This is a genomic window from Denitraticella aggregata (assembly GCF_048158365.1).
Classification (GTDB): domain Bacteria; phylum Pseudomonadota; class Gammaproteobacteria; order Burkholderiales; family Rhodocyclaceae; genus Azoarcus_F.
Genome location: NZ_JBLLNL010000009.1, coordinates 71,518 through 85,190 on the forward strand (window position 1 = coordinate 71,518; position 13,673 = coordinate 85,190).

Sequence of the window (13,673 nt, forward strand, 5' to 3'; positions counted from 1 at the left end):
GCCGCCCCGGTCATCACGACCCGGGGCGGCATAGTGGTGGCTGTTTCCCGTGTCTTGACACGGGAAACAGGGTTCAGATGATGTACGTGAAGCCGTTCAATACCAGCGCCAGCAGGATCAATCCGGCACCTATCAGAACCAGGCCGAGGATCTTGGAGGCCAGGGTCATGGGCGCGGACGGGGCTTCAACCAGGTACTTCTGCAACTCGCCGGTATCTACCATGCGCTGGTAGTGCGCTGGGTGGTCATGGCGGAACTCCTCCAGGGTTTGCGTACCGGTGAACATGACGATGTCAGGCGGCGGCAGCTTGTCCGGACGGAAGTGGTTGTTGAAGAAATGCACGGTGAACAGGAACACCGCGGCCAGGAAGGCTTCTTCGCCATGAACCAGCGTGGCCACGTTGAACACCCAGCCTGGCAGGTAGTGCGCGGTAACGTGCGGGAAGGCCAGCATCAGACCGCTCCAGCCAATCACGTTGACACCCCAGAACACGGCCCAGTAGTCGAACTTCTCGTAATACGCCCAGCGCTCGAACTGCGGGCGCGGACCCTTGCCGAGGAACCACTTGAACATGCCCGCGCAGTCGGCGAAGTCCTTCCAGTTGGGCAGCATGGAGTCCGGCCCGAACCAACGGAACTTGCGATCGCGCAGGAGCTTCTGCATGACATAGATGAAATGGATGACGAAGATGGCAATGAAGATGGCGGCTGCCACACGGTGCACCAATCCCAGCGCCCGCGGACCGCCAAACGCGTCAGACACGATGGGTGCCCAGGCGCTTTCGGCAAACAGGGCTGAGGTGCCGGTGAGCACCAGTGTCATCGTCGCCAGCGCAAACAGCAGGTGGCCAATACGCCAGCCCCAGTGGAAACGCTGGAAGTGCATCTTCTTCTCGTCGAGTTTCAGGTCGCCGGTGCGAATGCGCACGCGCGCCACGCCTGCCTTGCGGTCCTGCCATTCGCGGTAGTACCACAGTCCCGAGTGAGCCCAGAAGAAGGCGAACACGAAGATCAGCAGCCCCACCATGAACTTGGTCGCGATCCACATTTCGGGGTACTTCTCGAAGTCTCCGCCGTGAGCATGTGGGCCAAAGGAGATATAGCCAGCCGTAGCGGTACGCATACCCTCCCTGTCGTCGCTGTGGCAGTTCTGGCAGGTCTCCAGACGGTTGTCCACATGCATCATCGAGTCGGGGTCGTCGGGCGACAAAATGTCATGACTGCCATGACAGTCGAAGCATTTCGCCGAGTAGGCATGCCCCAGTGCACCGATCTGGCCGTGATAAGTGGAGCGATAGGTCCTGAAGTTGTCTTCATGACAGGTGCCGCATTGGTCGGTGATAGCCAGGCGCGCAACGGAGCCGGACGTGCCTGCCACCGAATGGCTGGTGTGGCAGTCCACACAGACAGCAGCCTTGGGGTCGCCCTTTTCCAGCACGGTCTGACCGTGAATGGACTCGGCATACTCCTCAAGCGCAAAATCGTGACAGCTGCCGCACAGCAGGGGCGTTGTCACTCGCCATTGCTGGTGCTCTTCTGAGCCTTTGGGCGGGATGTTGAAGGTGTGGGTGTTGTGGCAGTCGTTGCAACTGGCCAGCGGACGAGAAGGATCATCCGGGTTCGGCCGCGCATGAAAAGACTCGGCATGCGCCTTGATGTTGTCCACCACGATTCCCAGGCGGGGTTTCTGCGCACTGCTGCCGTCGGCTTCGGCCTTGGCCCACAGGTCTTCGTGACAGCTTGCGCAGTCGGCACGCTTGCTTACGCCCGTATCCTGGTGCGGAGACTCGAGGTCGACGATGCCTTCATGACAGCTGATGCACTGCAGGTTGGCGTGCACGCCTTTGGCGAACGCTTCGGGCGGAATCACGAACAGGGTGCGGGTGTCGCCGTCGGCCGTCTCCACTTCATAGTCGCCCTCGCTGCCGTCATGACAGGCCAGGCATTGTTGGTTGGTAAAAGATTGTCCCGCATGCGGCGACGCATCACTCGTCGTCTGGGCTATTGCGGGTCCGGCGGCAGTCGCCAGCAGCCCCAGCACGATGCCGGCCAGCCAGCGTCGCGCAGGGGTCAAAAGGGTGTTCTGGAGCATGAACAGATGCCTCAAAAGAATAAGGCACGATTGTGTGAATCGTGCCTCGGGAACTGCGGAAACGCTGCAGAGAGGCCCGCCTCCGTGCGGAGGCGGCCACCAGCCATCAGAAGCCGAGCGATACGCCCATCATGACCGTATGCTGACCACCGTTCAGGTTGCGGAAGGCTTTGTCGTCGTAGCGATCGTAGATGTAAAGGCCACGCAGGGTGACGTTCTCACGCACCTCGTAAGCCGCGCCGAACGACAGGCTCTGCAGCGTGTTGTCGATCTTGTCGCTGAGCGTTTCGGGCGCATCACCGGCGGCCTGCAGCCCGGTGGTGCGTGTCTTGCCATCGGATCGCTGCCAGGTGTAGCTGGCACTCAACTTGAGTTGGTCGGTCGGCTGGTAATCGCCATTGAAGGTCAGCGACCAGGTGTCTACCTTGAAGCTGGCTGCGCCACGCTGGTCAAAGAGGATGGGTGTCTCGAAGCGCCGACTGTTCGTCCCGAAGAAGAAGCTGTCGAAATCGTTCTGCGCCCAATCCACACTTACGCCCAGACTGGTCCATTCGTCGGGCGTGTAGCCGAGGTTCAGGCCCGCGCTGTGGAAGGTGTTGTCGGCCTTTTGCTTGAAGGCATTGCCAAGGACGACAGGACCACCCGTTGGCTTGATGGTGTCAACAAAGCGCTGATCACCGTTTTCCTTGTCTTTGTAGTTGTAGTAGCCGCTGACCAGCATTTCGCTCGACACCGCGTAGCTTAGATGGGTCTTCAACTCAAAGGCTTTTTCGGCCTGGGTGATGAGCGCGGTCTTGTCTGCCCAGACGTAGGACGGAGAGATGCGCAACGTCATACCTTTGATCGGTCTCGCAACCCACCTCAGGTAGACCTCGTCCGAGACCGTCTCTTCACCGTACAGGGATACGCTCGGCAGTACCCCGATATTGCTGGTTGCGCTAATGAAGTTGTATTCCAGATCGCGGTCGGTGTCCTCGCGCTTCCAGCCCGCGGTGAGACTGGACTTTGCGGGCAGACCGGAAAAAGTCGCCGATATGCCGTAGTCCAGTGACTCCAGGCGGGCGATGCGCACGCCCCACTCGTCGCGCACATTACGATCGAGAATGCCGCTCGGTGTATCGGTGGAATCGTTGTCACGATTGCGGTATTTGACATGACCGTCGAAGGACAGCGTGGGTGAGTAACGATGGGTGGCGGTGATGAAAGCGTTCTGAGTTCCGATTTCGCCGCGGAACCCGACTGCGGCCTGCTCGGCGGAGCGCGAGTCCTGCTTCAGCGTCGACATGCCATAACCCATCGCGACAGCGGTACTACCGTAGGTCTTCGACAGCCGTATGGCATGCGTGCTCAGGGTGCTGTCGGGTGCGAAATGAAGCGGCGTATCCGGGTTGCGGACGGTCACGCCGTTCTGAAGAAAAGCAGCGAAGTCACCGATCAGGCTCGTACGCGCCTTGTTATCGAATTTTTCATAGCTGGTGTCGTAGGCGAACTGGAACAGTCCGCCTGGCGACGCCGTGAAGTTGAGCGACAGTTTGCCCATGCGCTCGTCAACGTCCTTGTCGTAACCGCGCCAGCGCTCTGGAACGCGCTGGAGTGCGGGATTAGGGGGGCCGAAATCACTATTACCCGCAACCCAGGTTGCAAATTTGTTTCCATCGCGCTCATAACCATCGAAACCCAGCGTCAGGCTGCTGCCCTTGCCGAGCAACTCGGGTTTGAGCTTGACCGCCAACCCGTAGCGGGTGCGTTCAACGCGGAAATCAGTCCTTGCAGCGCTATCGTCGTTGAACTGGCTGATGAAACCGGAATTTGCTTCGGTGGTAGTTGTAGGTACGTAGGCAGGATCAGTCGGATTGTTGGCGGTTCCCGGACGGTTCGCATAATCCAGCGCACCAGTGCGGGATCGATAATGCGAATAATAGCCTTTGATGCCGAATGCTGCGTTACCGCCGCTGAACTTTCCGCGATGGTTGTCCGCACCAAAGCCCTGACGTTCGATCGACAGCAGATTGCCGATCGTCAGATCGAGGTCGAAGTCGCCATAGAAGCCGTTACTGCGGCTACCTGACCAAGCCTTTTGACTGTTGTATGACTGCACCCAGTTGGGGGCGCCACCATGGCTGTTGAAATAGACCGCCTTGGGCGTGATTTCGCCGCTGACTGTCGACGCGCCGGACTCGGCATAAGCCTGACCCATCGCAACGGCCAGTGCCGACAGACAGGGCACGATGTACTTGAGCGTGCTGTTCGCTTTCATGTTGTTCTCCAATCCGGTGCCGGTCAGAAGCGCAGGTGCTGGTCGTTGCTGCTGCCATGCGGTGCGTTGTGGCAGGAGCTGCAGTTACGCAGGGCGGTGGGTGAAATACGCTGCCCGTTGGCGCTACCGCCAGCTTGTCCGTGGCGGTTACCGGCAACCGAATGGCATTGGATGCACAGCATCGGCTCGGACAGCGTCAGCATCTTGCGGTTGGGCGAACCGTGGGGGCTGTGGCAACTGGCGCAGTCTTCCACGGCCGGTGGGTGCTCGAAGGCATGCGGGCCGCGCACGTTTTGGTGGCACTGGGTGCACTGCTGGGTGTTGGCGGCGAGGGTGGTGACCTGGCTGCCGTGGGTGTTGTGGCAGTCGGTACACGTCATCGCGCCTTCCTTGACCGGATGGTGCGAGCGCTGGTTGAAGTTGGCGAGCACGCCCTGGTGGCAACTGACGCATAAGGCCACCTCCGGATTGGCTCTGGCCAGACTGGCGTTGATCGTCTTGATCTTCGGCGAGTGATTACCATGGCAATCGCTGCACTGAACGCCGGCCTTGTTGTGCTCGGAGAAGGCAAAGTTCATGTGCTTGGCGTCGCTGACGTGGCACGACATGCATTGCTCGGTTTTTGGCAGCGTGGCCGCGATCGACTTGAGGATCTCTTCACCGCTTTCGCGCGCTTCTTCCGTCTTCGCGTGATCGACGGCGTTGACGTGACAGGTAGTGCATTCCCCATGATAGCCATAGTTCTTGGCGTGGGTCTGGGACTCTTCCTCGTGGCAGCTACTGCATTGTTCGCCACCACTGGATTGTGCCAGGGCCGCTGGGGCGCATAGCAGTGCCCCCAAGACGACGATGAGGGTTACAAGGGTTCGCTTCATGGTATTCCCTGAAAGGTTGTTATCGTTTTGATGCCAAGCAATGCTGCAGAGGGCCGCCCGAGTCAGCGTGAGAGAATCCATTCGGCGAGGTTGCGGATGCGATCGGCGTCACGCGTCTTGACCGTGCCGTGATCGACTTTTTCACCGTCGACTTCGACCTTGCTGGGCTTGGAGATATGCGCTATGACTTCGGCGACGGCATCGGGATTGCCCTTGTAATCGGCCGCTGTCTGCGCGAACGGCTTGCCTTTCTTGACCTTGTCGACTTCATGGCAGCGCGAGCACTTGCTGCTCTTGAGCAACTTTTCGGCATCCGCCTCGTCGACGGTTGCGGTGGCGGTGCCGTTGAAAGCAAACAGCAGGGCGCCGGAGATAAGGAGGGTAGTGAGCTTTTTCATGGCATACCTCAAATAAAGCTGAACAACGGGTTCTACGAAAGGGTTCGGGGAGGATGTTGAGGTCGCCCTTGAGGCGGGTCAAGCAGGGCAAAGGTTGGAGCTGACAAGATCTTTACGAATATTTACGTTTTGTTTTAAGCATGGGAACCGCGAAGTGCTAGGGTTTTTTCGCTGCCAACGATGGTGGTCTGACATTTCGTCGCACTGAGTTGTGCTGCCGTGTGTGACTGCGCTTCGATAACCATATGCGATCAAGTGAATTTAGTTGTCGAATCACTCGGACCAAAGTCGTAGGCGCTGGCGTCGCATGGTGGCATTGCGAGGTGGCGGTACGATCAGGACTGCCTTCCGATAGTTAGATTGGGCGTGTAGTGCAAAGATATGTAAAGAGCTGTAAGTTCGGGAAACTTATGTCTCATTAATGCAGCAACGAACTGATGTGCTGTTTTGGCATTGGTAAACGCAGTAGCGCAACAAGAGAGAATCAGATTTGAGAAAACGTCTGCCACAGATTCTGCTGATCGATGACGACGAATCCCTGTGCCATTTGCTGATGGAATACCTTGAAGCCGAGGGAATGCGGGTCGTGACCGTGCATGACGGTGAGATGGGGTGCCAGGAAGCCCTGGGAGGGTGCTTTGATCTGGTCGTTCTTGATGTGATGTTGCCCGGAATGAGTGGGATCGAGGTTTTGCGCCAGTTGCGCCATGAAACAGATCAGCCGGTGTTGATGCTGACCGGACGGGGTGACGATCTGGATCGCATCCTGGGCTTGGAGTTGGGGGCGGATGATTACCTGGCCAAACCGTGCAATCCGCGTGAGCTTGTCGCACGCATTCACGCCATTTTGCGGCGTACGGGACTGGCCAGGCGCGGAGAGGCGCACGGCCAGTCAGCCTTGCCGCTGACCATTTCGCAGGCGAAGCGTGTGGCGACGTGGCGCGGAGAAGCGCTGCAGTTGACCAGCACCGAGTTCAGCATCCTGTCGGTTTTGTTCGAAAACGCAGGCAGTGTGGTATCCAAGTCGGAACTGTCATTGCAGGTGCTGGCTCGGCCACTGACGCGCTATGACCGCAGCCTGGACATGCATGTGAGCAATTTGCGACGCAAGCTGGGTAAGCTCGAGGATGGCCGCATGCCGCTGCAAACGGTTCATGGCAGTGGCTTTGTGCTGTTGAGGGAGTAGTCGGTGCGTTTGCCTGTATTTCTCGTGGATGTGTTGCGAGGGTGTATGCCGACGCGCTTGTTCTGGAAGATCTTTGTGTCGCTGTGGCTGGCGATCGTGGCGATTGCGCTAACGGTTGACTGGATTGTGGATGCGATGTTTCAGCACGAACTGCGGGCAACGCCGGAGTTGTCCGTCGGTTACCGCGCCGAGCTGGCGTCTGGTCTGGTTGCCATGAGCCTGACCCGTGACGGTGTCGAAGCGACGCGGTCCTTGTTCAACAACTGGTCCGGTAAGCGCCCTTTGCCTGTGATGGTCGTTGATGACGAGGGGCGCGACCTGATCGACCGAACAGTAGCTGCCGAGGCACTGATGCAGGCTCGGCAGCTACTGAAGGACAATCCCGGGGCGACTGCGGTGCATGAGGTGCGCGCGCTTGATGGACGGCAGTACCTGTTGTTCGTGCCGCTGCCCATGTTGCCGGCGACACCTCCGAGCGTGCATGTGTATCAAGCCAAGAGTTCCCTGCTAGCTGAGTTTTCAGCGATGACGCTGCTCAGCCTGCTGTTTGCAATTGGGTTGAGCTGGTACCTGTATCGTCCGATTCGTCATCTGCATGAGGCCAACCGACGCTTCGCCGCGGGTGACATGGGCACGCGGATCGGGCCTTTGATTGGCAATCGTAGCGATGAGGTGACTGATCTGGCGCGCGATTTCGATGAGATGGCAAGTTGTGTCGAGGCGACGGTGAGTGCCAAGACACGCTTGCTACATGATGTTTCGCACGAGTTGCGAGCACCGCTGGCGCGCATGCATGTGGCACTGGCGCTGATGCGGCGCAGCCCCGAGAAGGCGCCCGAAATGCTTGATAGAATGGGGTACGAGATTGATCGTTTTGATCGTACGTTGTCCGAAACCCTGAGCTTGTCCAGGCTGGAATCGAACGCGCCCGTGACTGATGAAGAATGCGTGAATCTGGTCGAGTTGCTGGAAGATATCGTGAGTGATGCCCAATTCGAGGCAGGCTTCAGCCGTAACCGGATTGAACTTGAAGCGCAGGGCACCGTGTTGATCAAAGGCCGTAGCGAGCTCTTGCGCAGAGCGCTGGAGAACGTGATTCGCAATGGGATCGTCCACACCCCGGCAGCAGCACCGTTGCATGTCCGCGTCATACAAGAGGCCGCCGGCATGGTGCGGGTGAGTGTGTGTGACCACGGGGGCGGTATTCCGGAGGACGAACTTACTTCCGTCTTTGAGCCGTTTTTTCGTGGTCGTGGTGCTGTCTCAGCCGCGGGTCATGGGCTGGGGCTGTCCATCGTGCGCAGGGCGGTTGAGGCTCATGGTGGACGCGTCAGCGCAGCCAATCTTGAACAAGGCGGTTTGTGCGTGACGTTGGAGCTACCCGTTATGACGCTGGAGACTTAGCCAGAACAAGGGACGGCTTATCCGAAATTGCCTGCTTCGTGCAGTTCATTGATCAGGACCCCAACCGGATGGTGAAACGGGTAAGGCCCTCTACCGAGGTGGCCGTGATCGTGCCCCCATGCGCCTTTACAATGGACTGGGTGATCGCCAAGCCCAGGCCGGCGCCTTCGCCCTGACGGGTGCGTGAGGCATCGACCCGGTGAAAACGCTCGAACAGCAGCGGCAGTTGCTCCGGCGGAATGGTCTCACCCGGGTTGGTGACGGTGATCGAGACCGCGTCCTGGTTCTGCTGGATCGCTACGTCGACGAAGCCACTAGCCGGTGTGTGGCGAATCGCGTTCGACAGCAGGTTGGACAGGGCGCGGCGCAGCATCAAGCGGTCGCCGGTGACTTCCGCTTGGCCGGACACGCTCAGGCGAATGGCCTTTTCTTCAGCCAGCGCTTCATAGAACTCCAGCAGCGCCGCCGCTTCGTCCTCAAGTGCGACGCGTTCGGCCGGCCGGGGCAGCAGGCCGTTGTCCGCTTTGGCCAGAAACAGCATGTCGGCGATCATGCGCGCCAGCCGGTCGAACTCCTCGAGGTTGGAATGCAGCACCTCGTGGTATTGCTCGGCGGAGCGGCTGCGCGACAGCGCGACCTGCGTCTCGGTCATCAGGTTCGAAACCGGTGTACGCAGCTCGTGGGCGATGTCGGCGGAGAAGTCGCTCAGCTGGCGGAACGAGGCTTCGAGGCGTTCGAGCATGCCGTTGAAGGCTTCGACCAGTTCGCGCATTTCGGCCGGTGCCTCCTGCTCCGACAGACGTTCGCCGAGGCGCTCGGCCGACAACCGACCGGCCGTGGCGGTGACCCGGCGTATCGGCGCGAGCCCCTTGCGCGCGGCCAGCCAGCCGAGCATGGCCGCTAGCAGCGTGGCGGCCGAGATGCCGATGCCCAGCTGGACGCGCATCGTCTGCAGGAAGCGAACATGGTGGGCAATGTCGAGTCCCAGCACGACTTCGGCTGCGACCGGCTCGGGCAGGTGAACAATGATCGTGGCCGCCTTGCCGATGAAGGGGGTGCCGTGCGCGTCCCGCCACTTCATCAAAGCCTGGGGGGCGGACGAGTGCGGGTGGCTGCCTGTATCGACGCGGGGATCGAAGCGCTGATCGACGCCGTTGTCGAAGCGATTCGCAAAGCGTTCGTCGAGAATCGCATGCCGCCAGCCGCGCGCGGGGATGCTGACGCGTAGCGCGACCGTGTCATGACCGGCCAGGGCATCGTCCAACCGGCCCTGCAGTGCGACGAGCGCGTCGTCGGACACGGTCGTCGCGAGCAAGGTCTCGATCGCAGCCAGTTTGGCGGCGAGGTCGTGCTGGTCGAGTTCGTCGAAATGCGCCGACACCGCACGATCGACCGCGATACCGACGACGACCAGCAACCCGCTCGCCATCGCGGCGAACAGCAGCGCCAGTCGGGCGGTCAGCGACAGTCCGCGTAGCGACAGAGTGTTCATCCCCAGGTGTCCGCCTCGCGTAAATAGCCCAGGCCACGCGCGCTGCGGATCAGCTTGGGTTCGAAGGTATCAACCCCCTTGGCCCGAAGCCGGCGAACTGCCACTTCGATCACGTGGGTGTCACTGTAGGAGGTCATGTCCCTCACCTGGAAGGCTACAAGCGCGCGGCGAGACCTCGCCCAGTCCCCGGCGCAGGTCGTTCCCCGTTTTAGGTTCGTCCTCGACGAGCAGAGTTTTCACCAATGTGTTCCGCCTGTTGCGATGAGGCGATTTTGCCAGTGTCTGTCACGGGCGTTACGAAGATTACAAAGATGTAATCCCGGTGTCAGCTTGCTGTTTGGATCGCACTCGCATCATGCCGAAGTCGACAGGCTGTGCCCACCGCCATCCACAGCGCAAGTCACCATGTTTCTTCATCCCCATCCGATCAGGAGAACTGTCATGAGAACCTTGTCATCCACCTCGTTGCCCCGTTTCGTTGTCGCGTCGATCGCGCTCGCTGGCCTGGTCGGCCTGAGCGCCGGCCAGGTGATGGCGCAGGCCGGACACGCCGGATCCCACGGTGGTCACGGCGCGGCCGCAGCAAGCGCTGGCGCCACAGAAAGCGCCGAAGCCGCCGCAACGGGTTTGTCGGAAGGCACGGTCCGCCGCGTCAATGCCGGCGCCGGCACGGTGACGATCGCGCACGGTCCCCTGGTGAATCTGGACATGCCGCCCATGACGATGACCTTCCGGGTCAGTGGTGATGCATCGCTCGACGGGCTGACCAACGGCGACAAGATCCGGTTCGCCGCGGACAAGGACGGCGACGAGTTTATCGTGACCGCGATCGAGAAACGGGGCGACTGAGCCGCGGGGCTGCAGGGCGGTCCGTTTGCTGCCAGTCACGAGCTGTCCGGTATCGGGTGTCCAGGTCCATTTACCGTCGTGCCACCCGCTTGCCGGCCATTCGAAATCAACGCCTCCGCCATGCTTACGATGACATCCTTCATCCGCCCCCTGCGGACCACGCTTTTTTGCGCTGCGACGCTCCTGACTGCAGGGAGCCCGGTCGTCCTCGCCGGCGACACGCCTGTCCTTCAGGCCGCGTCGGAACACAGACTTGGCACCGATCTCGACACGCTGATCGCCCATGCGCGCGAGCACAACCCGGCCCTGGCCGCGCGCCGGCTGGATGCGGCCGCCGCACGCGAGCGCGTGGCTTCGGCGACCGCCTTGCCCGATCCGCGCGTCGAGATCGAGTTGATGGATGTGACCAACGCGATGAACCCCGGGCGCTCGGCCACGCTGGTGCCCGGTGAGGTCGGTACGACCACGCTGAGGGTGTCGCAGATGCTGCCGTTTCCGGGTAAGCGCGCGCTGCGCGGGGAAGTCGCCGGTGCGCTCGCGACCGGGGCGGCTGCCGAAGTCGTGCAGACCCGGGTCGAGATCGAGGCCGCGATCCGGCGCGCATATGTGACCTACTTCCGCGCGACCGATCAGGCGCGCATCCTGAACGAGACGATTGCGCTGAACGAGAGTCTCGAAGCACTGGCGCTGAGTCGCTATGAGCTGGGCCTCGCGACCCAGCAGGACGTGCTGCAGGTCCAGGGCGAACTCACGTCGCTCAGGATCGAAGCGGTCGAGCTGGTGCGCCGCCGCACCGCCGCACAGGCCAGCCTGAATGCGCTGCTGCCGCGTGCGCCCAATGCACCACTGGCCGAGCCGGTCGCGTTGCCGACGCTGCCACCGCCGGCCGTTCTGGGGTCCTTGATCGAGCAGGCGACGCAGCATGCGCCAGTGCTCGCACGTGCCCGTTCCGAACTGGTCGCTGCCGAGCGTAACCGCGCCCTGACCTATCGCGATCGCTACCCGGATTTTGGGGTGTCCATCAAAAACAACAGTCCTCGTGGCGGGCGCGACAGCTGGGAGCTGATGCTCGAACTCAACATCCCGTTGCAGCAGGCGAGCCGCCGTGCGCGCGAGCGTGAGGCCGAGTACACACGTGGCGCGGCCGAAGCGCGTCGAGCCGCCGCAGAGGACCGCCTGGCCGGTGCCGTGGGCGAAACCCATGCCGCGCTCGAGGCGCGCCGGGGGCAGGCCGTGCTGATACGCGACAGCCTGCTGCCGCAAACCGAGGCGGGTCTGTCCTCGGCACGGTCCGGATACGAAACCGGCACGGTGGGTTTCGCGTCGGTGCTGGCCGCCCAGCAGCGCGTGTTGAATGCCCGTCTTGCGCTGCTCGAAGCCGAGGCCGAGGCCGCGCTGAGCGTGGCTGATCTGGAACAACTCCTGGGAACCCCATTGTGAAACCCGCCCTCAAGCCTGTTCTGATCGTCACGGTCGTGACGGTTGTGCTCTTCGCCGGCTACCTGGCCGGCCAGTCGTCATCGCCCGGTCACCCTGGCCATTCCGTACTGATCCTCGACTCGCGCGCCGCAGAGGGCCCTGCGTCGGTGTCATCTCCGGCCACTGCTGCCGAAGCGTCCGGGGCAGCGGCCGCCGCTACGGCGGCGCCCGCAGGTGCGCCAGGTGAGCGGGTCATCCTCTATTACCGCAACCCGATGGGTTTGCCGGATACCTCGCCGGAACCCAAGAAAGATTCCATGGGCATGGACTACATTCCAGTCTATGCCGACGAGCAGAGTGACGATGTCGGCACGGTCCGGGTCAGCCCGGCGCGCTTGCAGAGTCTCGGCGTGCGGACCGCACCGGTCGAGCGACGTGTCCTGGACGCGGCGCTGCGAGCGGTCGGCCGGATCGAGTTGGACGAGCGGCGCATCCACGACGTGTCGCCGCGCTTCGAGGGCTGGATCGAGCGACTTCACGTGAGCGCGACGGGAGATCCGGTGCGCAAGGGGCAGCCGCTGTTCACGGTGTATAGCCCGGAGCTCGCTTCGGCGCGGCAGGAACTGGCGATTGCCGAGCAACTACGGGCACGCGCGGGTGAGTCCGACCCCGTGGCACGACAGGGCGCGCAGCGGCTCGCCGAGGCTGCGCGCGCGCGGCTGCGCAACTGGCAGGTCGGGGGTGGGAGCGTTGGGGCAGGGGGCCACAGCGTGGTGTTCAGCGCACCGGCCGACGGCATCGTGCTCGAGAAAGCCGCGGTCGAGGGCATGCGTTTCACGCCTGGCACACCGGTCTATCGCATTGCCGATCTGTCCACGGTGTGGGTACTCGCGGACGTCTATGAACAGGATCTCGCCCGGGTCGAGACCGGCCAGTCGGCGCGCGTCGGCATCGACGCTTTTCCGGGGCGCGATTTCGACGCACGGATCACCTTCATCTATCCGACCCTGAACGCCGCGACCCGGACCACACCGGTGCGGCTCGAGCTGGCGAACAGCGAGGGCTTGCTGCGGCCGGGCATGTTCGCGCATGTGGAACTGGTCACAGGGGGCGACGCCTCGCGCCTGACGGTGCCGATGTCGGCGATCATCGACGACGGCCAGCGCCGCATCGTGCTGGTCGCCGAGGGCGAAGGGCGCTTCCGCCCCCAGATCGTCGAGACCGGGCTACGCGACCGCGACAATGTGGAGGTCCTGTCCGGCCTGGAAGGCGATGAACGGGTGGTGGTGTCAGCCAACTTCCTTATCGATGCGGAGAGCAATCTGCAGGCGGCGCTGGCGAATTTCGGCGAGGGTGACCCGGAAACCGGTCCGGCACGGGTCGAGACCCGTGGCGCCTTCGAGGATTTCTTCGACGACAGCAATACGGTGATGCTGGCCCATGAGGACATCCCCGCGCTGTCGTGGCCGGCGATGACGATGGAGTTCGGGCTGGCCGACCCGGCGCTGGTCGAAGGGCTTGCACCCGGCACGCCCATCCGCTTCGCCTTCGAGGACCGGGGCAATGGCGAGTTCGTCGTGGTCGAGATCCAGTCCGAAGCGGCCGCGGGTGCCGCGCCCTCGGGCTCTATCGATTCCACTGCCGTACCTCCACCCGCATCGTCCGGTGTGTCCGGTGGCGCCCGCCACGAGGGCCACTGAC

Annotated in this window: 10 protein-coding genes and 1 pseudogene; 5 read left to right on the forward strand and 6 right to left on the reverse strand. The window is 62.0% G+C overall.

Annotation, left to right across the window (positions count from 1 at the left end; all coding sequences use genetic code 11):
* Window positions 1-73 precede the first annotated feature (73 nt).
* The 4 genes from ACKVEX_RS12090 to ACKVEX_RS12105 form a co-directional block, all read right to left on the reverse strand.
* On the reverse strand, window positions 74-2,092 hold the full coding sequence (locus ACKVEX_RS12090) for a cytochrome C (protein WP_473215986.1): 2,019 nt from the start codon (window positions 2,090-2,092) through the stop codon (window positions 74-76).
* Between the two features lie 106 nt (window positions 2,093-2,198).
* Window positions 2,199-4,349: an MtrB/PioB family outer membrane beta-barrel protein gene (locus ACKVEX_RS12095; protein WP_473215987.1), complete on the reverse strand. Its 2,151-nt coding sequence runs from the start codon at window positions 4,347-4,349 to the stop codon at window positions 2,199-2,201.
* 23 nt (window positions 4,350-4,372) lie between these two features.
* Window positions 4,373-5,224 (reverse strand): cytochrome c3 family protein, encoded by an 852-nt coding sequence (locus ACKVEX_RS12100; RefSeq protein ID WP_473215988.1) that lies wholly within the window; start codon window positions 5,222-5,224, stop codon window positions 4,373-4,375.
* Window positions 5,225-5,286: 62 nt separating this feature from the next.
* Window positions 5,287-5,622, reverse strand: coding sequence for a c-type cytochrome (locus ACKVEX_RS12105; RefSeq protein WP_473215989.1), 336 nt, complete (start codon window positions 5,620-5,622; stop codon window positions 5,287-5,289).
* 490 nt (window positions 5,623-6,112) lie between these two features.
* Here ACKVEX_RS12105 and ACKVEX_RS12110 point away from each other — a divergent pair, with 490 nt between their 5' ends.
* Together ACKVEX_RS12110 and ACKVEX_RS12115 are read left to right on the forward strand one after the other, a co-directional pair.
* The gene (locus tag ACKVEX_RS12110; RefSeq protein ID WP_473215990.1) at window positions 6,113-6,808 is read left to right on the forward strand and encodes a response regulator; all 696 of its coding nucleotides are present in this window, start codon (window positions 6,113-6,115) and stop codon (window positions 6,806-6,808) included.
* A gap of 45 nt (window positions 6,809-6,853) precedes the next feature.
* Window positions 6,854-8,212 (forward strand): sensor histidine kinase, encoded by a 1,359-nt coding sequence (locus ACKVEX_RS12115; RefSeq protein WP_473215991.1) that lies wholly within the window; start codon window positions 6,854-6,856, stop codon window positions 8,210-8,212.
* A 52-nt stretch (window positions 8,213-8,264) separates the two neighbouring features.
* Here the strand turns inward: ACKVEX_RS12115 and ACKVEX_RS12120 are convergent, their stop codons facing one another.
* Window positions 8,265-9,704 (reverse strand): heavy metal sensor histidine kinase, encoded by a 1,440-nt coding sequence (locus ACKVEX_RS12120; RefSeq protein WP_473215992.1) that lies wholly within the window; start codon window positions 9,702-9,704, stop codon window positions 8,265-8,267.
* Window positions 9,701-9,871 (reverse strand): annotated as a pseudogene (locus ACKVEX_RS12125) (winged helix-turn-helix domain-containing protein); the annotation flags it as partial. The pseudogene ACKVEX_RS12125 and the gene ACKVEX_RS12120, both read right to left, overlap by 4 nt.
* A 274-nt stretch (window positions 9,872-10,145) precedes the next feature.
* Between ACKVEX_RS12125 and ACKVEX_RS12130 the strand changes: the two are divergent.
* The 3 genes from ACKVEX_RS12130 to ACKVEX_RS12140 all read left to right on the forward strand — a co-directional run bounded on the left by ACKVEX_RS12130 (window position 10,146) and on the right by ACKVEX_RS12140 (window position 13,672).
* Complete coding sequence (locus ACKVEX_RS12130) at window positions 10,146-10,553, forward strand: copper-binding protein (protein WP_473215993.1); 408 nt, start codon at window positions 10,146-10,148, stop codon at window positions 10,551-10,553.
* A gap of 129 nt (window positions 10,554-10,682) precedes the next feature.
* Entirely contained in the window at window positions 10,683-11,993 is a 1,311-nt protein-coding gene (locus tag ACKVEX_RS12135) for a TolC family protein (protein ID WP_473215994.1), read from the forward strand.
* A complete protein-coding gene (locus ACKVEX_RS12140; protein WP_473215995.1) occupies window positions 11,990-13,672 on the forward strand; it encodes an efflux RND transporter periplasmic adaptor subunit in 1,683 nt (560 codons plus the stop codon). The genes ACKVEX_RS12135 and ACKVEX_RS12140 overlap by 4 nt, the downstream gene beginning before the upstream one ends.
* Window position 13,673 lies beyond the last annotated feature (1 nt).